This is a genomic window from Tildeniella sp., from assembly GCF_059505325.1.
In genome coordinates this window covers 56,726-78,090 of the sequence record NZ_JCACKI010000008.1, presented here as the reverse complement: position 1 = coordinate 78,090, position 21,365 = coordinate 56,726, and the positions used below count along the sequence as shown (strand labels likewise).

General features: G+C 50.9%; 21 protein-coding genes. 12 read left to right on the top strand and 9 right to left on the bottom strand.

Annotated features, from left to right (window positions below):
- The first annotated feature begins 141 nt into the window (after window positions 1-141).
- Window positions 142-2,223, top strand: coding sequence for an NAD-binding protein (locus AC5JO6_RS03730; RefSeq protein WP_496079699.1), 2,082 nt, complete (start codon window positions 142-144; stop codon window positions 2,221-2,223).
- Window positions 2,224-2,606: 383 nt separating this feature from the next.
- Window positions 2,607-2,822 (top strand): hypothetical protein, encoded by a 216-nt coding sequence (locus AC5JO6_RS03725; RefSeq protein ID WP_496079698.1) that lies wholly within the window; start codon window positions 2,607-2,609, stop codon window positions 2,820-2,822.
- A 3-nt stretch (window positions 2,823-2,825) separates the two neighbouring features.
- Here AC5JO6_RS03725 and AC5JO6_RS03720 read toward each other — a convergent pair whose 3' ends face one another.
- The 3 genes from AC5JO6_RS03720 to AC5JO6_RS03710 form a co-directional block, all read right to left on the bottom strand.
- On the bottom strand, window positions 2,826-4,118 hold the full coding sequence (locus AC5JO6_RS03720; protein WP_496079697.1) for a DNA methyltransferase: 1,293 nt from the start codon (window positions 4,116-4,118) through the stop codon (window positions 2,826-2,828).
- Between the two features lie 231 nt (window positions 4,119-4,349).
- Window positions 4,350-4,607: a hypothetical protein gene (locus AC5JO6_RS03715; protein ID WP_496079696.1), complete on the bottom strand. Its 258-nt coding sequence runs from the start codon at window positions 4,605-4,607 to the stop codon at window positions 4,350-4,352.
- Complete coding sequence (locus AC5JO6_RS03710) at window positions 4,579-4,971, bottom strand: Na-translocating system protein MpsC family protein (protein ID WP_496079695.1); 393 nt, start codon at window positions 4,969-4,971, stop codon at window positions 4,579-4,581. Before AC5JO6_RS03710 ends, AC5JO6_RS03715 begins: the two co-directional genes overlap by 29 nt.
- A gap of 380 nt (window positions 4,972-5,351) precedes the next feature.
- Here AC5JO6_RS03710 and AC5JO6_RS03705 point away from each other — a divergent pair, with 380 nt between their 5' ends.
- Window positions 5,352-5,777 (top strand): response regulator, encoded by a 426-nt coding sequence (locus AC5JO6_RS03705; protein ID WP_496079694.1) that lies wholly within the window; start codon window positions 5,352-5,354, stop codon window positions 5,775-5,777.
- A gap of 169 nt (window positions 5,778-5,946) precedes the next feature.
- On the opposite strand, the gene AC5JO6_RS03700 is transcribed toward AC5JO6_RS03705, so the two are convergent.
- Entirely contained in the window at window positions 5,947-6,990 is a 1,044-nt protein-coding gene (locus AC5JO6_RS03700) for a M23 family metallopeptidase (RefSeq protein WP_496079693.1), read from the bottom strand.
- Window positions 6,991-7,284: 294 nt separating this feature from the next.
- Between AC5JO6_RS03700 and pgeF the strand changes: the two genes are divergently transcribed.
- Complete coding sequence (gene pgeF, locus AC5JO6_RS03695; protein ID WP_496079692.1) at window positions 7,285-8,049, top strand: peptidoglycan editing factor PgeF; 765 nt, start codon at window positions 7,285-7,287, stop codon at window positions 8,047-8,049.
- A gap of 328 nt (window positions 8,050-8,377) precedes the next feature.
- On the opposite strand, the gene AC5JO6_RS03690 is transcribed toward pgeF, so the two are convergent.
- Window positions 8,378-8,527 (bottom strand): isochorismate synthase, encoded by a 150-nt coding sequence (locus tag AC5JO6_RS03690; protein WP_496079691.1) that lies wholly within the window; start codon window positions 8,525-8,527, stop codon window positions 8,378-8,380.
- 638 nt (window positions 8,528-9,165) lie between these two features.
- On the opposite strand from AC5JO6_RS03690, the gene AC5JO6_RS03685 reads away from it, so the two are divergent.
- The 6 genes from AC5JO6_RS03685 to AC5JO6_RS03660 all read left to right on the top strand — a co-directional run bounded on the left by AC5JO6_RS03685 (window position 9,166) and on the right by AC5JO6_RS03660 (window position 15,807).
- Window positions 9,166-10,698: a nicotinate phosphoribosyltransferase gene (locus tag AC5JO6_RS03685; protein WP_496079690.1), complete on the top strand. Its 1,533-nt coding sequence runs from the start codon at window positions 9,166-9,168 to the stop codon at window positions 10,696-10,698.
- A gap of 99 nt (window positions 10,699-10,797) precedes the next feature.
- A complete protein-coding gene (locus AC5JO6_RS03680; protein ID WP_496079689.1) occupies window positions 10,798-11,409 on the top strand; it encodes a nicotinate-nucleotide adenylyltransferase in 612 nt (203 codons plus the stop codon).
- Window positions 11,358-12,116, top strand: a complete 759-nt coding sequence (locus AC5JO6_RS03675; protein ID WP_496079688.1) for an NUDIX hydrolase — start codon at window positions 11,358-11,360, stop codon at window positions 12,114-12,116. Before AC5JO6_RS03680 ends, AC5JO6_RS03675 begins: the two co-directional genes overlap by 52 nt.
- Window positions 12,117-12,151: 35 nt before the next feature.
- On the top strand, window positions 12,152-13,039 hold the full coding sequence (locus AC5JO6_RS03670) for an endonuclease NucS domain-containing protein (protein WP_496079687.1): 888 nt from the start codon (window positions 12,152-12,154) through the stop codon (window positions 13,037-13,039).
- Window positions 13,040-13,098: 59 nt separating this feature from the next.
- Window positions 13,099-13,911, top strand: a complete 813-nt coding sequence (locus AC5JO6_RS03665) for an NYN domain-containing protein (protein ID WP_496079686.1) — start codon at window positions 13,099-13,101, stop codon at window positions 13,909-13,911.
- 3 nt (window positions 13,912-13,914) lie between these two features.
- Window positions 13,915-15,807, top strand: a complete 1,893-nt coding sequence (locus AC5JO6_RS03660; protein WP_496079685.1) for an NAD+ synthase — start codon at window positions 13,915-13,917, stop codon at window positions 15,805-15,807.
- Between the two features lie 57 nt (window positions 15,808-15,864).
- Here AC5JO6_RS03660 and AC5JO6_RS03655 read toward each other — a convergent pair whose 3' ends face one another.
- From AC5JO6_RS03655 to AC5JO6_RS03645, 3 genes are all read right to left on the bottom strand, one after another.
- Window positions 15,865-16,866 (bottom strand): tetratricopeptide repeat protein, encoded by a 1,002-nt coding sequence (locus AC5JO6_RS03655; RefSeq protein WP_496079684.1) that lies wholly within the window; start codon window positions 16,864-16,866, stop codon window positions 15,865-15,867.
- 100 nt (window positions 16,867-16,966) lie between these two features.
- The gene (locus AC5JO6_RS03650; protein ID WP_496079683.1) at window positions 16,967-17,656 is read right to left on the bottom strand and encodes an RNA polymerase sigma factor; all 690 of its coding nucleotides are present in this window, start codon (window positions 17,654-17,656) and stop codon (window positions 16,967-16,969) included.
- A gap of 15 nt (window positions 17,657-17,671) precedes the next feature.
- Window positions 17,672-17,884 (bottom strand): hypothetical protein, encoded by a 213-nt coding sequence (locus AC5JO6_RS03645; RefSeq protein ID WP_496079682.1) that lies wholly within the window; start codon window positions 17,882-17,884, stop codon window positions 17,672-17,674.
- A 127-nt stretch (window positions 17,885-18,011) separates the two neighbouring features.
- Between AC5JO6_RS03645 and AC5JO6_RS03640 the strand changes: the two genes are divergently transcribed.
- Both AC5JO6_RS03640 and AC5JO6_RS03635 read left to right on the top strand, forming a co-directional pair.
- On the top strand, window positions 18,012-18,602 hold the full coding sequence (locus AC5JO6_RS03640) for a VOC family protein (protein ID WP_496079681.1): 591 nt from the start codon (window positions 18,012-18,014) through the stop codon (window positions 18,600-18,602).
- Window positions 18,603-18,727: 125 nt separating this feature from the next.
- Window positions 18,728-19,909: an aldo/keto reductase gene (locus AC5JO6_RS03635; RefSeq protein ID WP_496079680.1), complete on the top strand. Its 1,182-nt coding sequence runs from the start codon at window positions 18,728-18,730 to the stop codon at window positions 19,907-19,909.
- A 67-nt stretch (window positions 19,910-19,976) separates the two neighbouring features.
- On the opposite strand, the gene AC5JO6_RS03630 is transcribed toward AC5JO6_RS03635, so the two are convergent.
- Window positions 19,977-21,365 carry a DUF4335 domain-containing protein gene (locus AC5JO6_RS03630; protein ID WP_496079679.1) on the bottom strand — a complete coding sequence of 463 codons (1,389 nt, stop codon included), beginning with the start codon at window positions 21,363-21,365 and terminating at the stop codon, window positions 19,977-19,979.

Below are 21,365 nucleotides of genomic sequence, written 5' to 3'. Positions count from 1 at the left end.
TGATGCCCTTTTTAGCCTTCAGCCTTCAGCCTTTAGCCTTTAGCCTTTAGCCTTTAGCCCTCCTCCCTTACTTGTGGGTATTTAACGCGTTCTTGGGCATAGTAGTGGTGAGATTAACTTGCTCTTCACCAAACACCTGTTATGCTGCCACAGGAACCAGAGCCTCCGTTGAGCGCAAATACCTCTGAGACAGACGATCGCCCGCCCAACAACGTTCACTGCTCTGAGCGATCGCGTTTTCTGGTTTGCGGACTCGGCAGTTTGGGGCAGTATTGCGCGATGGTGCTCAAAGAATTTGAGGTGCCTGTGAGTGCCCTCACAAACCCAATGCCGGAAAGCTGGGAGAGCACAAAGCTGCCAGGACTGCTGGATGATCTGGTCATTGGTGATTGCCGTCAGCCAGAGAGCCTGGAGAAAGCAAAGATACACGCCTGTCGTGCGGTCTTACTGGTGACGAGTGATGAGCGGGTCAATGTTGAGGCAGCGTTCGCTATTCGGTTGCTCAATCCAGAGGTGCGACTGGTGGTGCGATCGGCAAAACAAAATTTGAATGCACTATTGGGTGAGAGTCTGGGTAATTTTGTAGCGTTTGAAGCCACTCAACTGCCTGCTCCTGCTTTTGCGATCGCGGCTCTGGCGAGTGAAGTGCGGGGTTTTATCAATCTGGGTGAAGCGTTGCTGCGCGTGGTGAAAGTGCCGATCGACGCTGATCACCGCTGGCGAGATTTGCGCCTGCTGCATGAACTCAACACATCAACCCGACGATTGCTTAGCCACATTCCAAACAGCCAACCGTTGCCAACAGAATTCCATCAATGGGAACCAGATGCCAGAGTACAGGCGGGTGATCTGGTTGCCTACGTTGAAGTCACGGGAAATTTAGCCGATCTTGCCGCTACGACAGCTTTAGCCTCTCGCTCGGAAAGTCGTGTCAAGCACCTCTGGCAAAAGCGACGACAGGTTCTGTCGGTCAGCTACTTACGGCAGAAGCTACTGTCATTCTGGCGTGCTACAGCGCAGCAGCAAACCAAACGAGTGGCGATCGTGGTGGGCAGTACCATGCTCTTACTGTTAGTCTGTGGCACTGTGATTTTCAAGCTGGCGCAACCCGGCGTTGGCTGGCTTCAAGCATTCTACACAGCAGGGGTCATGCTGCTCGGTTCGTATGACACAGTGTTTGGCATTCTCAGCCCCCAAGATGCGATTCCTCTGTGGATGCGGTTGATGAATCTGAGCTACATGATGGCAGGCACAGCATCCATTGCGGTACTCTATGCGCTGTTAACCGAAACACTTTTAGCTGCCAAGTTTCAATTGCCCAAAAAGCGCCCCCCGTTGCCGCAGCAAGACCATGTGGTGCTGATTGGTTTGGGTCGGGTGGGGCGACGGGTTGCTACGTTTCTACAGCAGATCAAGCAACCGCTGATAGGGGTTAGCAATCAGGCAGTCGATCCTAACCTGTTGCCTCAGATGCCGCTAGTCGTGAATGAACTCACTAACACTTTAACGAAAGTGAATTTGGCGACGGCGAAAAGCGTAGTGATTGCAACCGATGATGAAATGGCAAACCTGGAGCTTGGCTTGATGGTACATGCTGCCAATCCTCATTGTGCGCTGGTGATTCGCACGTTTGATGCACGGTTTAGTGCCAGTATCGATCGCCTGTTGCCCTACGCAAAAGTGCTGTGTGCTTACGATCTAGCAGCGGAAGCGTTTGTCGCCACAGCCTTTGGTGAAAACGTGCTCAATCTGATTCGCCTGAACGAACAGACGGTTCTGGTCACTGAATACACCGTTGCACCAGATGACCATCTACAAGGACAGTTACTGGCTGAGGTTGCCTATGGTTACGGTGCTGTACCGATCTTGCACCAGCGATCGACGCAGGCTTCTGTCCGCTTGCTGCCATCGGATGACACTCGCCTGGAAGTGGGCGATCGTCTGGTCGTCCTGGCAACCATCAACAGTTTGCAGCAGATTGAGCGCGGTGAACTGCTGCCCCGTCAATGGCAGGTCTGCATTGACAAAGCCTTATCTAAAGACGCTCTGTTTGATGGTGCGACCACGATCGCGCGGATCTCTGGCTGTAGTATCAACGTGGCACGCGATCGGATGAATCAACTTCCAGGCATTTTGCCCGTTCCGCTCTACAAGCACCAGGCACAGCGCCTTGCACGTGAACTGGGTAAAGCGCAGGTGCTTGCCCACCTAGTGCCACTTTAGAGTTGCTGGCAGTTGGACGCGCCTACTTGAACCAAGTCTGCCTCCGCAGGCTGACAGCCAAAGTTTTAACCCGCACAGGCGGTTTTGTTTCTGTAGTGGCGGTTTTAACCGCCACTACAATACCGAACTATACCAAATCTAAAAATAGACGCTACAGATCAATCGATCCGCCCTCACCCTAAATCCCTCTCCCAAGGGGCGAGGGACTTTGCCTTTAGCTCCCTTCTCCCTGGGGAGAAGGGCTGGGGATGAGGGCAAAAGATCTGTAGCCTTTGCAATTTGATGTGGTATTAAACTGCGATCGTTGACGCTTAATCAGTCCTGCCTTGTTTAAGTCGGTATGACTTAGCGCGATCGTGATCAGACAAAGTAACATCGCGATCATGCAAAGCAACATCGTGACCACACAAAGCAAGATCGGCGCATTACTTAGTGCGATCGCGATCACGCAAAGTAACATCGCGACGTTACAAAGTATGATCGCGATCATACAAAGCAACATCGTGATCATACAAAGCAACATCGTGACGTTACAAAGTTTGATCGCGATCACGCAAAGCAAGATCGGCATGTTACTTAATGCGTCTCCAAGACGATAGCGCTCACCCTCGCCAGCGCAAAACAACGACCTCTTCTCGCATTTGTTCATTGGTGGCAGTTGCAAGCCGCGTCCGAAAGAGGTCGATCGCCACAACTTCGTAGCCGAGCGATCGCGCAATGTCCGCCAGAATCTGTCCCGTGCGGATCATGACCCGTAAGTAAGACGCTTGATCGCCGACCACATAGGCAAGTTGGGCACCGGGGCGCAAAATCTGTCGGAGTTCTGCGAGATGTCGTGCCATCCCACCAAAATAGAGTCTGGTCGCTCTCGCGTAGAGTCGCTCAAATCCGCTCGTTTTACCCAGGGCAATGCGTCGAGCCTCGATTTCGTTCGCAATCCGTTGCACTTCAGGTTGTTCAGCCACCCAGCGATCGTCGTCATCGACGGTATAGACATTTCTGGTGTTAGACCGCACCAGTCCTTGCTTCAGGGAGCGCAGATCCGCTTTGTCCTTAATGAAGCCCAGCAGCACAGATTCTAAGCGAGTAGTGCGCGTATAGTCCTTCTCGTTGGGATAAGGTGGTGAGGTAATGACGGCATCGATCGACTGTGGTTCTAGAACACTCAGTAACTGGCGCGAGTCGGCATGATGCACGATCGCCTCTACGGGTGGAGACTGTCCCAATTCACGCAGATCGCTGGCAATGGTGGCGATCGCGGCTAGCCAAACGTCAACAACGGGTGCATCGAGCTTCGCACGACCAACACCGACCTCAGGACCAAAGTGTAGATTGCTGATGGTGTTAACGACCGACTGGGCTAGAGCCAGACGCTCGTGGTCAGAGAATGATGCATCCGCTTGCTGCTGGAGGTGATCGAGCAGCACCAGGGTTTTATGCAGCGGGAGAGGACTGATGGAGTTCTTAAGGATCAGCTTTTCTTGCTCACTGTTCAACGATCGCAGGCATTCAGTCGCAATCGCGCGATCTAACTCCGCGATCGTGGCTTCAGCTACTTGCGTGGCATGGGCAAGCAGGCGATCGGGATCGGGGCACCAATCGACTTTTACCTGCCCAGCAAAATGCGCCATTGGGTTCGCCTCAACCCCCACGCTGGGAATACCCAACTTTTTACATTCCACAACCGTTGTGCCCGTCCCGCAAAACGGATCTAATACCCGATGCTCCGATGTCACCCCAAAGCGTTGCAGATACTCCCGCACCAGATGGGGTGGAAAGGAAAGCACGAACCTGTACCAGTTGTGTGCCGCGTGGTCAGCAGTAAAAAGCTGGTTGATTTCACTACGATAGCGGGCTTGTTTTGTTGTAGCGGCGGGAGCATCCAAAGGCGGCACAAGCGTTAAATCGTCGGTGATTAACTAAGAGGCTGTTTGAAAAGTGTCTGGCGGTTAAAACCGCGACTACATCAACAAAGTCCGCCTGCGCGGACTACCTCAGCACGAGGGTTTTGGAACCTGCGTAGGCAGGTTTTGTGCGTGTAGCCGCGACTTCAGTCGCCAGAGCTACACGCATCTGGACTTTTAAAACATCCTCTAAGAAGGACAGTTTAACCCAATACTTCTCGGTTAGAAGCGATTGTTCGCGTCGCGTTCCGACGGATAAACGCAGGCGTTGTCTTTGGGAGCCGCAAAGTGATGCGTCAAGACTGAACCGCTGGTTAACTGATAGAACTTTTGTTCCCTCTCCTTTTGGAAGAGAGCTAGGGTGTCGCTTGCTTCCAAAAGCGTGGGCAAGTTGAGGCATTCATACATCAATTCAGCAACACCCGCTATGTTAAACGTCTGCCGCGCAGGTTTACTTCGTAGAAGCAGTGTTGACCGCATCACGGAGTTGTGGAGCTTCTGCAAGAATGGCGATGATACCCGTGCGCTCGGTTTCAAGGGTGGCATCGCTCAACAAATCAATGACAGGAACTCCCACAATCTCCTCGATTAAGTTCTTCAGGTGTGGTCGAATCGCCTCATCCAGTTCATCATGAAGTTCCTCGACTAGCTCATCTTCACCCTGTCCGACTAAAAGCTGCTCTGGTTGAGTCACTGATTGCTCCAGGACGATCGCAATCTTTGCCTCTAAAAGTTCGCAGTCCACTTCGCTCACGCGATGCCCTAGCTGGCTAAGATAAAGTGCTCGAATGCGTTGGGAAAGCGATCGTTCGAGCTGACCGCGTGTGGGAAGTTTAGTACTCATAGATGGCTGATGACGAAGGAAATAATCTTGATATGGCAGATAAGTGAGATTAGACTGTTTAAGCCACATATCGCAAGAGTAATCTCAACTTTTAGCCCAATAACCGCCAGAAAGTAACTACAGGCTAATCTTCTACAGAGGGCTTATTTTTACTCAGAAGCTATCCGTTTTTAATTGCTTCGTTTAAGATCATGCTCTAAAATGTAGCTGAATGTATAATTTTAGAAATAAGTCTCAGCTTCACTAGCTTGTTGCACTGTCTGAGGTCACAGCGATACAACCTGGTGTTTGCACTAAGATGAGTCATTGAGAGCGCCGTCTAGCCGCTTAAAGAACTTCGTCCTTCCTTTTTCAGAGACTGCGTTTTTGCTGAAAGGAGTATGGATATCCAACCTTCCCCTGCGATCGGTGCTCAGGTAAAGATTCTAGTCGTTGATGACGATCAAGATAACCTGTTGCTCGTCAATTACCAATTGCTACAGTTGCTCGACTGCACCGTGCTCAGCGCCCAGGATGGTCAAACAGCACTGTCATTGGCTGAAACGTACGAGCCAGACTTGATTCTGTTAGACATCATGCTGCCTGAAATGGATGGCTTTGAGGTTGCGCGCCGTCTAAGGGAAATGCCTCAGACGCAGAAGATTCCGATTATTGCTGTGACAGCAATGGCTCGATCGCTCGATCAAGACTTGGCGCTTGCTTCAGGCTGTGATGGCTATGTTTGCAAGCCCTATGAGATGGAAACCCTGGCAGCCGCGATCGAGCGTCACCTTAACTTGCCAGCTTCACTGCTGCGTCTTTCCTGAAGAGCGGTGTTCTCACCATACGGTTTGCCCTCTGGTTATTGACTATGGGCTGTCATCAATGACCACTACACATGACTTGCAGCAAGGGTTCAAGCCCCTAGCCTGATGTGTTGGGGCGGGCGCGATCAGGCTGATACCGCAAGGTTTTAGAGCTAATTGATGACGCGCCCTAACCCTTTGGTGCTGCCTTTGCTTGAGCGACCTGCATGGCTGTCACTAGCTGCGCCAACGCGTATTCTAACTGTGCCCCTGCATCCATAGCGACCCAGCCTTCGGGAGTCAGTTGACGAAACTCAAAGTGTAGGTGAGGTCCAGTAGACAGCCCTGTGCTACCCACGCGACCAATCACCATGCCCTGCTTGACCCATTCCCCCGGCTTGACGAAGATTTCGGAAAGATGAGCATAAACGGTTCCCTGTGTGCCTTTGTTGTGATCGAGGGCAACGGCAAGACCATAGCCACCTAGAAAATCAGCGATCGCCACTTTGCCAGCATAAGCTGCTAAAACGGGTGTGCCCAGCGGTGCTGCTAAATCGGTGCCCGAATGAAACCGCTGTGCGCCCGTCACAGGATGCACACGCCAACCGAAAAGGGAGGAGATGGGAGCTGGAATTGAGAGCGGAAATATAAGGCGAATGTTGCCATTTCCCAACCGTCCAGACGGACGTGCTGTACGTTTGTAATACGCTTGCCAGGTAGGGGAGGCACTCGTTCCAAGTCCAGTCACACTCGCCAAAGCGCTGACGCTAACCGCTGGTAAGCCACCTGACGCGATCGACGCTTTGGGTGTCTGCCGCCGTTCGTCTAAGGCACACGGACTTCCCTCTAACACTTGCCCACTCTGCAAGACGGCACGGCATCCCGTTGAGCGTTCCGTCAGCACGATCGAGGTTGGTGCGTCGTAGCCATCGTCGGGACGGGAGTTGGTTGGGCTTGGCTGTACGATGCTTGGCTGTACGATCTTCTCCGGTGCTGTCGGTGTCACCACCAAATGCGGTATTGCCGCTTCTGTGCTTGGCAACGCTACAGGAGCCGTCACTGAAGGACTAACCTCTACTGGAGAAACAGCAGGTGAGGCTATCTGCACCGCATCGGTTGCCCCTTGAGCCAGCGCCATGCTGCTCAGTAGACTCACTCCAACACAGCTAAGCCCACAAATAAGTAGGACGCGGGTTCGACGATCGGGCAGCGCGGGACAGGCGTTTAAAGTCATTTGCAGTTCCTGAAGGGGCGATCGGTTTGGGGCTAGCAACCTAGTCGTGCAGATGGACTGCTTAGTTCCGCAAGGAATGAGCAATGGACTCTAGACTAAAGCTTGTAGCCATCTTATGTCTGTAGCAATCTTAGTCGATACGTTGTGATGTGGTTGCAAGGTCAAGCTCATAACGAAGCACTCATTCAACCTATAGCTCACAGCCTCGATCATTGTACCTGGCTTTGAAAAACCTTCTTCAGTAAGAATACGTTCAGTCGATTTTCGCGTTCTTTGCTCTCTTCTTTATACCCCATGCATACCTGGCACTGGCAAACCTGGAATGAACTGCCCTACCTCACCTGTAGCTTATTAGAACCGTGGTCACATGGCTTTTTCACACAGCAGTTTTGGCAGCGATCGCCCAACGAGCTGACTGAGATTTTGGAGCCAATGGCTCAGGCGTATCGAGTCAAGCAAGTGCATGGCAACACAGTCTTGACACCGTCCGAAGTCAAAGCTTGCGAGTCAAACGAGGCTCCGCCAGCAGATGGATTGATCACGGAGCAAAGCAATCAGGCAGTTTGGGCGTGTAGCGCCGATTGCACACCCGTTCTCATTGCTGATACTGTCACGGGGCAAGTCGCAGCCGTTCATGCTGGCTGGCGGGGCACCGCACTAAAAATTGTGCCGCAAGCGATCGCCCGTCTATGTAGTCAAGGCAGTCAATTGCAAAACCTGCGTGTGGCAATGGGTCCCGCGATCGCGGGTGAGGTCTATCAAGTCTCCGAGCATGTTGCGGCTGAGGTCGGATCTACCGTCGTTACGCTTGACGATCAAGCCGCATTGCTGGATGCCTTACACCAACTGCCAGATTCTCCATTGTTAAACGATCCTGAACCAGGACGGGTGCGACTGGATGTGCGTCGCGTGAATGCGCTACAGCTAGAGCAACTGGGCATTCACGCTGAACAAGTGGCGATCGCGCCGTACTGCACGTATCAAACACCCGATCGGTTTTTTTCCTATCGTCGTAACCGCGAGAAAAAAGCTCAGTGGTCTGGCATTGTCAGTCGCTAAACGTTTATGTTTAACTGCACAGTTAAACATAAACGTTCAACTTTATGATCAGCACAAAGCTAGCGGAGAGAAAAATGATCTCCTCTTGCCAGCTTTGCTTTATTTAGTGAGTCTCAAAGCATGAAGACGGTTAGTTAAGTGCTGTACTCATTAGGACTACGCGTTTGTTGCGATCGCAGCCTTAACTTCTTGCCAGACTCACTTTCTGTCAGACTCACTTTCTGTCAGACTTACTTCTTGCCAGACTTACTTCTTGCCAGACTTACTTCTTGCCAGACGCACTTCTTGCCAGACGCACTTCTTGCCAGACGCACTTCTTGTCAGACCATCAGTCAAGTGGCTTCGTCTTCTTGTTTGGTGTACCCTCGAACGGCTGCACACCAGTTTCGGGGTAGGCATCATCGCTGGGTCCAAAAATGCGTACAAACGCACCTGAGAAGTATTGAACCACGTTATCAAACTGCTTGAAAACAGACATAAACGTTACCTCAAAGAAACATAGCTTAATTTGAGTTCAACAGCAGCAAAGCTTTGTTTTCAACACTGCATACATCAACACTTTTATTATGCCGTAGCAGCAGAAAAGGAATCTTTTTCGTATTAATTGTTTAGAGGATGTCTGAAAAGGTATGGTCTGTAAGCTTAAGCACTCAGCGATCCCCCCTGCCCCCTTAAAAAGGGGGAAAATATGTCTGTAGTCCCCCTTTTTAAGGAGGATTGAGGTTTAAGGAGGATTGAGGGGGATCTAGCTTTTTGCTACTAACAGGAGGACTCTTTAAACATCCTCTTAGAGTTGATTGGTTGCGATCGAGCGTGGCTACTTTGATGATTCTTCAGGCAACCATATGGTTTGAGACCGCTGAGCACAGCCGTACTGATTAGCGAGCCTTGAGCAGGGTCAAGAACCGATGAGAAAAACAGGTGTTTTAATGAGATTCACTATAAACAAAAGGCTTTTAGATGGTAAAAAATAGTGTTTCTCTTTGATTAACAAGATACTTTAGGCGTTTTGGAGGGGAAATTCCGGTGTTCACTTTGGCTTCTGTTTTCTAGTTTTGGTTTTTCTGACTATAATCAAGAAACGTACATCTCACGAGTCGATCGATGGGTATTGCCATGACCGCAAAGCAATTGACCAACAGTGAATGTCTTTTCGATCAGACTCGATCGCCGCTCCAACAACAAGCTTCGATCGCCCATCAAACAACTGTAGGCTCCACGCCTGAGTTGCCCTCCTATCAATTAGATGAGCAGCTAACTGTTTCACCGCAAGATTACAGCCTCCTGACTGATCTCTACCAGCTCACAATGACCGCCTGCTATGTCGGTGAAGGGCTGGATCAGCGACGTGCCAGCTTTGAGCTTTTTACGCGACGGTTGCCTGAAGGCTTTGGCTACCTAGTGGCAATGGGGCTGGCACAAGCATTAGACTACCTGGAACGATTTGTCTTCAATGCAGCGCAGATTGAGGCATTGCAGGCAAGCGGTATTTTTGCCGACGCACCCGATCGCGTCTGGTCGTTGTTAGCAGACACCCGTTTTAGCGGTGATGTATGGGCAGTCCCCGAAGGCACGATCGTCTTTGCAAATGAACCGTTTTTACGGATCGAAGCACCGCTCTGGCAGGCGCAAATGGTTGAAACGTACCTGCTCAACACACTCAACTACCAGACGTTGATTGCGACCCGTGCGGCTCGTCTACGCGATGTGGCAGGTTCACAGACAACCCTGTATGAATTTGGAACGCGGCGAGCCTTTAGCCCTCAAGCTTCTCTGTGGGCAGCGCGGGCAGCTTTGGCAGCAGGGTTGGATGCAACCTCTAACGTGCTAGCAGCCTTCAAGCTGGGGCGCAAACCTGTGGGCACAATGGCGCATTCCCTCGTCATGGCGTTGTCGGCAACCGAAGGCAGCGAAGCGGAGGCATTTACGGCTTTTCATCGCTATTTTCCGGGCGCGCCGCTGCTGATTGATACCTACGACACGATCGCCGCCGCCAAACACCTTGCGACCCAATTGCAGCATCACGAAATGGAGTTGGCAGGCATTCGCATCGACTCTGGTGATTTAGCAGCATTGTCTCAGCAAGTGCGTCAACTTTTGCCGGGTGTCCCCATTTTTGCCAGCGGTGATTTGGACGAATACAAGATTACTCAATTACAAGCGGCTGGAGCCTGCATTGATGGCTATGGTCTGGGCACCCAATTGGTAACAGGCGCACCTGTAAATGGTGTTTACAAACTGGTAGAAATTGATGGCATTCCCGTGATGAAGGAAGCCACAGATAAAGTGAGCTATCCAGGGCGCAAGCAGATTTTTCGCCGCTATGAGCAGGGGCAGGCAGTGAGCGATCGCTTGGGTTTGATGGCAGAAGGTGAGGAGCAGCGGTCAGCGGTCAGCGGTCAGCGGTCAGCAGCACATTCCCCCGGCACCTTCACTGGAGAACAAGCGCTGATGCAGTTAGTCATGAAGCAAGGTCAACGTTTGTACTTGCCTGAAACACTGGAGACGATCGCTCAACGCACAACTTCTTCCGTCGCCAGTCTCCCAGCCACAACACGCCAAATTTACAATCCTATCTCCATCCCAGTCGAACCATCCACTACTTTACTCGACCTGATTGCAACCACTCAGCGCAGACGGCAGAAATAGTAGCTTAAAACAACCTCCTTTATATATTTACTCCCTAATCCCTAATCCCCACTCCCTAATCCCCACTCCCTAATCCCCACTCCCCACTCCCCACTCCCCATGCTCACCATTGCTCTCTTTGGTACCAGCGCCGATCCACCGACCGCAGGACATCAGGCAATTTTAGTTTGGTTGTCTCAATACTTCGATCGCGTAGCCGTATGGGCAGCAGACAATCCCTTTAAGTCGCATCAAACGCCGCTCATCCATCGGATGGCAATGCTGCAACTGTTGATTGACGACATCAACCCGCCTCGCCACAACCTCCATCTCGATCCAGAGCTGAGCAAATCGCGCACCATTCATACCTTAGAAATTGCCGAAGCCCTGTGGACTGATGCCATCTTTACTTTAGTGATTGGCTCTGACTTGATTTACCAACTGCCCAATTGGTATCAAGTTGAAACGCTGCTAGAACGGGTTAATTTATTGATCATTCCACGACCGGGATTTGTGCCAAACGATATGGCTCTGGCAGAATTGAGGCGACGGGGAGCACGACTGACGATCGCCGACTTGACGGGTCCCGATACATCCTCCACCGCATATCGTGAGCATGGAGATACTGATGCACTGACACCTCCCATCGAAGCTTACATCCACCGGGAGCACTTATACCCATGCCAGAACGCCTCCAACGAAAAGCAGCCCATTCACCAACCCATGCATTGAGCGATCGTGCCCTTGCAGACTTCAAAGTGGGCGTTGACAACGTGATTTTCTCGGTCGATACCGCACAAAATCGGCTGCTGGTACTCCTGGTGATGCGGCAAGAAGAACCGTTTCTCGGACAGTGGAGTTTCCCTGGTACCCTTGTGCGACGCGGTGAATCGCTTGAAGATGCCGCCTACCGTATCCTTGCTGAAAAAATTCGCGCCCGCAATCTTTACCTGGAGCAGCTTTATACCTTTGGCGGTCCTAACCGCGATCCCCGCGAGGCAATGGACAGCTACGGCATCCGCTATCTGTCTGTCAGCTACTTTGCTCTCGTTCGCTTTGCTGAAGCCGAACTCATTGCCGATGGAGTGAGCGGTATTGCCTGGTATCCACTCGATCAGGTGCCCCAACTTGCGTTTGACCATAACGAAGTGCTGGAATACGGTCATCGTCGCCTCCGCAACAAGCTGGAATATAGCCCCGTTGCGTTTGAAGTGTTACCCGAACTGTTTACACTCAGCGATTTGTATCAACTTTATACAACCGTTTTAGGCGAGAACTTTTCTGATTACTCCAACTTTCGATCGCGCCTCTTAAAGCTTGGCTTCCTATCAGATACAGGCGTAAAAGCCTCTAGAGGCGCTGGCAGACCTGCAAGCCTTTATCGCTTTGATGCCGAAGCGTTTGCACCTCTAAAAGATAAGCCTTTAGTCTTTATCTAGTTTTTGGTTGTTAGTTGTTAGAAGTACGATTTCCAATGCTACATCGACGTAAGAAGAAACTTTGCTTTAAAAGTGAGCGAGATTTAGAAGATTTTGTTTGGGTTCACTTAAATGACCTTTTTGCACTTAAAGGATTAAAACGTCAACATATGCTCAAACAAGATGTATGCGACATTTTAGCCATTGATGAAATCGGAGCATTAACAGTTCTGGAACTGAAGAACACAGCCGATCGCTACATAGTCCAGCAACTAACTCGCTACTACGATCGCCTCATCGCCGAAAAGCCACTTGCTGCCGAAATAGACTATAACTTGCCCATTCGCTTGATTGCGATCGCGCCTGCATATCATGAACACAATTTAATTGATCAAAAATATAGCGCGTTAGAAATTGAGTTTTTAACTTACGAAATCTCAGAATTAGAAGATAAGTCAATCTGCTTTATACTAAGCGATTTGAAGAAAGCGCGTTATGCACAGGTTTTAATTTCTTCATCCCAGGAGCATAAAGAAGATAGTGGCGAACGCTCTGAAAAAGAACTAAAGCAAGAAAAGATTGATCGGATTCTACATCATTACGTCAGAGTTCGCTGTGCCCATAAGCTAGGCTTGCCAGATGTCAGCCCAGAGGAACTTGCCGCTAGTAAAGCAAAGTTCACTGCTAAAGGCTCTAAGTTTTTTAAGATTCGGTTGAATGAGTATACACCTTCTGGTAGTCCCAAGTTTGTCTCTGTAAGAGTTCCTTCAACGATTGGAGTATATGCTTTCATGAGATGGGTTGGAAAAAATGTTCCAAAAGCTGTTGCCATTAAATTAAGTGGGCACACCTGGGATGTAGGTGCGTATTGTAGAGAAGAGCTAAATCAAGTTGATGAAGAGGAACCAAATCAAGCTGATTTTGAAGCTGTTGATGCTCTTTAGCAGATAGAATTTTGAATTCTTTTAACTAAGTAAAAGCGAAATATTATCTAAAAAATATTATGAGTAGAGAAGTGCAATTTAAGTCCGATCGCTTGGCTGTGTTGATTGATGCAGACAATGCGAATGCTGATTTGATTGAATCGTTGCTGAAAGAAGTCGCTAAATATGGCACATCGCATGTTAAGCGCATTTATGGCGATTGGACTAGCACACAGCTTGGCAAATGGAAAGATAAACTGAATAAATTTGCCATTCAACCCATTCAGCAATTTCGTTATACCGTTGGTAAAAATGCAACCGATAGTGCGTTAATTATCGATGCAATGGATTTGCTGTATACGCGAAACTTTGACGGCTTTTGTATTGTTTCAAGCGATAGTGACTTTACAAGATTAGCAAGTCGCATTCGGGAATCTGGCTTGGTTGTGTATGGGTTTGGTGAGAAGAAAACACCGTTAGCTTTTATCAGTGCTTGTGATAAATTTATCTATACCGAGATTTTAGGGCAAGCAAAGGAATCGACCCCAGCTACTTCAACTGATAGCGCTATCGAGAAAGATACCAAAAATTTAGCTAAAGATAGCTCAAGCCAAAAAGTAGAAGCGCTGAATAGCCAAACGTTAAAGCGCGATCGGGAATTAGTTGATTTACTCAAAGATGCGTATCAAGCGATCGCCGAAGAAGACGGCTGGGCAAATCTAGGATCATTTGGAGCACAACTAACCAAAATTTCGCCCTCCTTTGATCAACGCAATTACGGGTATGAAAAGCTGGGGAGTTTAGTTCGAGCAACTGACATGTTTGAAGTGAGAGAAATTCCTCACGATAAGAATCCGGCTGCTAAGCAAATACACATCAAATTCAAGTCTTGACGTATGAAGATTGCGATCGCACAACTCAATCCCACCATCGGCGATCTAACAGGCAACGCCCAAAAAATTCTGGCAGCCGCACAACAAGCCGCAAACCAGGGCGCACGACTGTTATTAACACCAGAACTTTCACTGTGTGGCTATCCACCCCGTGATTTGTTGATGCATCCTGGTTTTATTGCATCAATGGCAAAAACATTGGAACAGTTAGCCCACGACCTGCCGCGATCGCTCATTGCCCTAGTTGGCACTGTAGAGGTAAATCCACACGCTTTGTTGAAAGGCGGCAAGCCACTGTTCAACAGCATGGCACTCCTTGAACACGGCAAAGTCCGACAAATTTTTCATAAGCGCCTTCTGCCCACCTACGATGTGTTTGACGAAGACCGCTACTTTGAGCCAGGGCAGCAGGCGAATCATTTTGTGTTGGAGATTGGCAGTCAGCAGTCAGCAGTCAGCAGTCAGCAGTCAGGAGTTAGGAACCAGAAATTTCAACTTTCTGCCCCCCTCACCCCCTCACCCCCTCACTCCCCCACTCCCCACTCCCCACTCCCCACTCCCCACTCCCTCCGCATCGGCGTAACCATTTGCGAAGACCTCTGGAACGATGAAGAATTTTGGGGCAAACGTAGCTATACAGCGAATCCGATCGCGGAACTGGCGCAGCAGGGCGTTGATCTCACCATCAACTTGTCTGCGTCTCCTTACACAGTGGGCAAACAACGGTTACGCGAAGCCATGCTCAAGCACAGTGCGACTCGTTTTGCTCAGCCTGTTATCTACGCTAATCAGGTTGGTGGCAACGACGACCTGATTTTTGATGGCTGTAGTGTCGCGTTCAACCGTCAAGGGGAACTTGTCTGTCGTGCGCGTGCGTTTGAAACAGACCTGGTGCTGCTGGAGTTTCAGGATGGTGACTTGCAGCCCGGTGTTATTAACGCTTTGCCAGAAAGCGAAGACGCTGAAATTTGGGCAGCGCTGGTTTTGGGAGTGCGGGATTACGCCCAAAAGTGCGGCTTTTCAAAGGTTGTCATCGGGTTGAGCGGTGGTATTGACTCAGCCCTGGTAGCGGCGATCGCTGTTGAAGCACTCGGCTGTGAAAACGTTCTGGGTGTTCTCATGCCCTCCACCTACAGTTCCGACCATTCCATCAAAGATGCGCTGGCGTTGGCTAAAAATCTGGGCATTCATACCGAAACCCTACCCATTGGCGATCTAATGCAGGCGTACGATCACACGTTTGCCAATCTGTTTGCAGGCACCGAGTTTGGGCTGGCAGAAGAAAACATTCAGTCGCGGATTCGTGGCAATTTGCTGATGGCAATCTCCAATAAATTTGGTCATCTGCTGCTTTCGACCGGCAACAAATCTGAGATGGCAGTCGGCTACTGTACGCTCTACGGCGATATGAACGGTGGGTTAGCCGCGATCGCCGATGTACCAAAAACTCGTGTTTACTCACTGTGTCGGTGGCTCAATAGCTTTCAGCCGTCAGCCATCAGCTATCAGCCATTAGCTTGCAGCACTCAACACTCAACACTCTCTAGCGTAGCGGCGCAAAGCGCTACTCAAAACTCAAAGCTCAAAACCGAAATCATTCCGGCAAATATTCTCACCAAGCCTCCTAGTGCCGAACTCAAGCCTGGTCAGGTTGATCAGGATTCGCTGCCTGACTATGACACGCTGGATGATATTCTGGCGCGGTTGATTCATCACCGTCAGACTCCCGATCAGATCGTGTCAGCGGGACATGAGCCTCAAATTGTCGATACGATTGTGAAGCTGGTGACACGCGCCGAGTTTAAGCGGCGGCAAGCCCCACCCGTGCTCAAAGTGACCGATCGCGCCTTTGGGACTGGTTGGCGAATGCCGATCGCCTGTCATGTAACGCCTTAATCTCTACAAGTAGAAGCGACTCGCTATCTTCTCTGAACAAAGCTACTGGGGAACTGATTACTGTTTTCGCGTCAGGCTGACGAGTCTTTCCCGCAGAAGTCCTTCTTGTTTGGCATCGTCTAGATTGCGGGCAATTTCGATCGCCTGTTGGTAGCTCTGCTGTGCTTTGGGCGCATCACCTACTTTTTCGTAGAGTTGACCCAACGCTTGTAGCGAGATCAGTTCCTGACGATCGTTCTCCAGCATATGGGCAACCCGTAGCCGATCGTTGAGCAACTCTAGCGACTGGTTATAGCTGCCGATGGTGTTGAGGGCAACTACCATGCCATCGATCGCACGGAACTGATTGGGACGATCGCGGTTGATATCGGTCAGTTTCACCGCCAGCCCGTAGTATTTCATCGAATCGCGGTAGTTGCCTGTTGTTTGATAGAGGTCGCCTAGATTATTCAGCGTGGTCGCTTCCCGAACGGGACTGCTTGCTCGTCGAGCGGCGGCTAGTGCTGTCGTGTATTGCTCAAGGGCACGATCGTTGTTGCCCAACCCAAACGCCAGCAATCCCAGGCTATCGTGAGACAGCGCTGCACCATCGGCACTGTTGATGCTCGCTGCAATCGCAAGCGCTTCGTTGAACAGCGCTTCCCCCGATCGAGTGCCACCACGCTGTGCCAAGACCCTGCCCAAACTGTTCAAAGCGTAAATTTGCCCTTGAAAGTCCTGCCCATCACGGGCGATCGCCAACTGTCGGCGCAAGACATCTTCTGCTTCTGTCGGTCGTCCCAAACGGGCATACGCTGAACCAAGGTAGCTATAGGCAAGTGCTTCGCCAGGGCGATCGACCAGATTTTGGTACAGCCTCAGTGCCTGCTGCCACGATTGGACAGCATCTGTCAGAGAACCATCAAAGTCCTGATCCTTGCCCAGTTGCAACAGTCGATCGGCTTCATCTCTGGAGGCACCGCGTGTCCCATTGTTGATGTGTACATTCAACTGCTGATTTAAATCGGCTGCCCTGGCAGGGAGAGAAAGTAACACGATCGCACTGGAACCTAGCGCCATCGCTCCAAGGATGATTGATTGGCTCAGAAGGTTTATGCCCCGACGGTTCATCATCCTGCCCCTAGCGAGTGTTTGGCTGACTGAAATATGATTGAGCAATCTACTCAACGCTGGTTTCTACCGGAACCGTGCTGAAGCCCAAGCTACTTCTAGAGTTCCCTTCCAGATAGATTGTTCGCACATCGTCTGGTAGTGTTGCTTCCAGCAGTCGGTAGCCTTCTTGCACCTGCGATCGTACCTCTGCTGGAGACATCACTTCACCCTCAGCCCTCAAGTAAGCTGAAATCCGTGTCTCGCTCCAGTTAAACGTTTGCGCCATCAACACAATCAACCGCAGCGTGGGAGGCATTTGATCCAGCGCCCGCTCAATGTAGCACCACAGCGGGGGCGGTGCCGCTTCGAGCTTGTATTGGATAGCCTCAACAGGCGGTAGTTCTGCTCGATTGATGCAGATCGCTGTCACGTTGATCAACCAGCTTTGTAACGTCATGCCCGCTTCACTTTCACTGCTGCCGCTACGTAAATCAACGCCGCCCAGTTCATGAAAAATATGTCTCCAGGTATTACCAAAAAGATAGTCTGCCTGCACGGGCGATCGGGCTGAGTGCCGAATCAACGTATAAACCATCGGGCTGTAGCGACAAAAAATTGTCGTAAAGTATTGCCCAGAGTCTGGATAACGCTGGAACAACGTCAGCAAATCCTGATCACTGTAGTGCGTTAGCCCTTTCACCACTGGGTGGTTACATTCGGGGAAAGACGGAATTGCAGGAAAGGTAGGAATGGACACAGCCCAAATGACCAGCTAGTTGTGCAAACGACCTCCAATATATAAGCGGTTTTGAGTAAATTGACACGCTTTTTTTATAAATTGGTAAGGAATGGCGAGTCGGGAGTCGGGAGTCGGGAGTCGTATTAAGTATTGAATTGCTTCCCCTGCTTCTTCTGCCTCCCCTGCTTCCTCTGCCTCCCCTGCTTCCTCTGCCTCCCTTCGACCTCCTGCCTTCGACCCGCTCACCGACTCCTCCCTTTCCACTACGATTCTTCTTGATAGAATGGTTAAAGGTGCTTAACCTTAGAATGCCTTTAGACAAATCGATATTTTGCTTTCCGCCATCCTGAACAGCGTTTGCTTTGTTCCCGTTATGACTTTACCCATCAGTAATATGCAGGTTCCTTTTCAACCGTTGCCGCTGGCATCCTTCATTCCTGGCTTAGATACGCTGTTCTCCACTCAAGGCATTATGGTAATGCTGCTAGGCGCATATGCTGTAGCGATGTGGATGTTTCTGACTAGCGCACCGAAGGTTCACACCATTATGGTGACAGATGTGCAACTGGCGCGGAACCTGTATGAAGGGTTGCTAGAATTGCCAGCGGCAGATATTCCGTTGCACTATTACTACAATTACGAGCAATCGTTAGGCACGGCGGCGATCGATCCCCTGTACGTCACTCCGGGCATTGGACGATCGAGCATTAACGCTGCCAGCACCCCAGAAGGTCTCTGGTATCAACTGAAGAAAAATACTCAACTGCACGTCATCTCTGGGGCAAGCCTGGGCGAGAAAAATCGTCAGCGCCATGTGTGCTTCGATCGCGATTGCCTGGAGCAAGTGCTGTTACGGGTGCAAATGCGAAACGTGAAGCACAAGATTCGGCAGGAGAAGCCTTTAAACTTTCTGGTAAAAGATTACGACGGCAACGTCATTGAAATGGCAGAAGTGTCAAATTAAGGTTGGGAGGCAGAAGGGCAGAGGGCAGAAGGTGGGTGAAGGCTGACCGCTAACCGCTGACCTCCCAATCAACTCAAAACTCAAAACGTTCCTTCTCCACCCCTCACTCCTCACTCCTTATCGCTATGCAATATCGTCGGTTTGGGCGCACAGAACTAGCGATGCCTGTCTTTTCGTGCGGCGGCATGAGGTATCAGTACAAGTGGCAGGATGTCTCGCCCAAGCAGATTCCTGCGGATGGTCAGGCGAATTTGGAGGCAACGATCCGGCGATCGCTAGAATTGGGCATCAACCATATTGAAACAGCACGCGGCTACGGCACATCAGAAATGCAGTTGGGGCAGATTTTGCCAACCCTGCCACGTGAGAAACTCATTGTTCAGACAAAAATTTCACCCGTTGCAGATGCGAAGGCATTTCGGCGCACGTTTGATCAATCGCTGTCGTATCTGAAGCTGGATTACGTTGATCTGTTGGGCTTACATGGCATTAACACACCTGAACTGCTGGACTTTTGCATCCGTCCAGGTGGCTGTCTGGACGTAGTACATAGCCTACAGGCACAGGGCAAAGTACGATTCGTCGGCTTTTCGACGCATGGTCCGACGGACGTAATCGAGCAGGCGATCGCTACCAACCAGTTCGACTACGTAAATTTGCACTGGTACTACATTAACCAAACCAACTGGTCTGCGATCGCAGCCGCCACCAGACATGACATGGGTGTTTTTATCATCAGCCCGTCTGAGAAAGGCGGGATGCTCTTTAAACCGCCGCAACGGTTAGTGGAACTATGTGCGCCGCTGAGTCCGATCGTCTTTAACGATCTGTTTTGTCTCAGTCATCCCCAGGTGCACACCTTGAGCATTGGTGCTGCCAACCCTCAAGATTTTGACGAACATCTGAAGACGCTGGAGCACCTGGAGCACGCTTCAGACGTTTTACCGCCGATTTTAGAACGATTGGGGCAAGCCGCGATCGCGCGTCTTGGTGCAGACTGGATGCAAACCTGGCATATCGGTCTACCTGCGCCAGCCGAAACACCAGATGGATTGAATATTCCAGTGATGCTGTGGCTCAGAAATTTGGCGATCGCTTACGACATGGTGGACTATGCCAGGATGCGCTACAACTTGCTGGGGCAGGGCAGCCACTGGTTTCCTGGCGGAAATGGCGATCGCATTGCAGAGCTAGATTTGCGTCAATGCCTTGCCCATAGTCCTCATGCAGACAAAATCCCTGCTCTTCTGATCGAAACGCACGCGCTTTTGGGCGGTCAAAAAGTGCAGCGCCTGTCTCGGCATTAGTCGTCGTATACCAAATATACCGTTTAGGTCCGTCGCACTGTTCCGTCTAACAGTTCCAGCGTTAAGGTTAATATCCTTCTAAGAAGGTTTTCACGCTGCCGTCAGGGCTGAGCACCAGCCGAATCTTGGCGTTCTGTCTACGATCGAGGGCTGAAACAAAGGGTTCCCCCGTGAGCGGTATGCTCGTGCGATCGACGTAATCGCCTGCAGCTTGCCCTAAAGGAACAGTGCGCTGAATAGAGCCATTTGCATCGACCAGAAGCGTATACTCCAGGGTTTGCGTCAGCCCCTGGGGTGGCTTCCAGCGCTGTTGAAAATACTGTCTGGCTTCTGCCACTTGCGGAATCGTATCAAAGACTGTGCCCGTTTGCTCAATCTGAGCGCTGCGATCGCCAACAGACGATCGCGCCTCTGCACTGGCTGGTTGATTTGATGGCGCGTTGGCAAGCTCTCGCTTCAGGGAAAGGGGGGCTGGCATCGGTCGGGCAGGCTGCGATCGCGGCGTAGCAGAGAGAGAGCCGCTTTGAGGCAGCACAGCAATCTGATTACCAGCGTCTTGGCGCGCCCGACCAGGAACGCTGCTAGGCTTGGACGTGCTTACTGCACCTGAAGGATTGCCAGTTTTGGGGCTGCTTGCAGGTGATGGCAATGAAATAGTCGGCAACCCTGGACTGACCGGAAGCGTCGAACCCAGCGGCGGTGGCGGCGGCAATGGCTGACCAGAGGCGATCGAGGGTAACGGACTCTGGGCAATTGAAGGAGGCTGCATTGCCATTGGTTGATCGCTGCTGGCTCCCTGACTGGCAGTAGGCGATGCTGGCTGGAGGCTACTGTTGATGATCTTGGCAACAGTGGCAGATAGCCCAATGACCACTAGCCCGGTCGCAGCGATTCGCCCCCAGTGCAAGGCATCCGGCACTGACTGGCGCGATCGCAGTTCCGGCAACGCCATCAGGTCAGCGGCGTAGTCATCTAACGCATTGGCTAAATCGAATAGTTGCAGTGCGCTCAAAGACACAACAGCCGTAGACTCCGTTGCCAGCGTTCCCAGGGCAAGATTGTGTGTTAGTAATCCCTTGGGCTGTAGAGAGAGACCGCTTGGGGTCGATGAAGCCGTTGCGAGTGCTGGTTTTGAGGACGGTAGTACCGCGATCGCCTCTGAAGCTAGCACCACGCTTTCACTGGCGTACCTGTAAGGTTGTCCAAGGCTATGAGACTGCTCAAGAAACGTCTGCACATAGGTTGAAACGACCTCATGGAGGTTGTCAAGCTGAGTGCGATCGCCCCGAAGCGTCACCCACCGTTCTTCAGGTAGTTTCGGATCATCCAAACTCAGTTGAAACCGAAGCTGCTTCACCACAGTCTGCCCTGCCCAACGAGACAACGGCGATTTTTTTGCCATAATCTCTAGCGTGCAGGTCGGAGGAGTGTACCGTCGCAGAATGGAATAAGACAT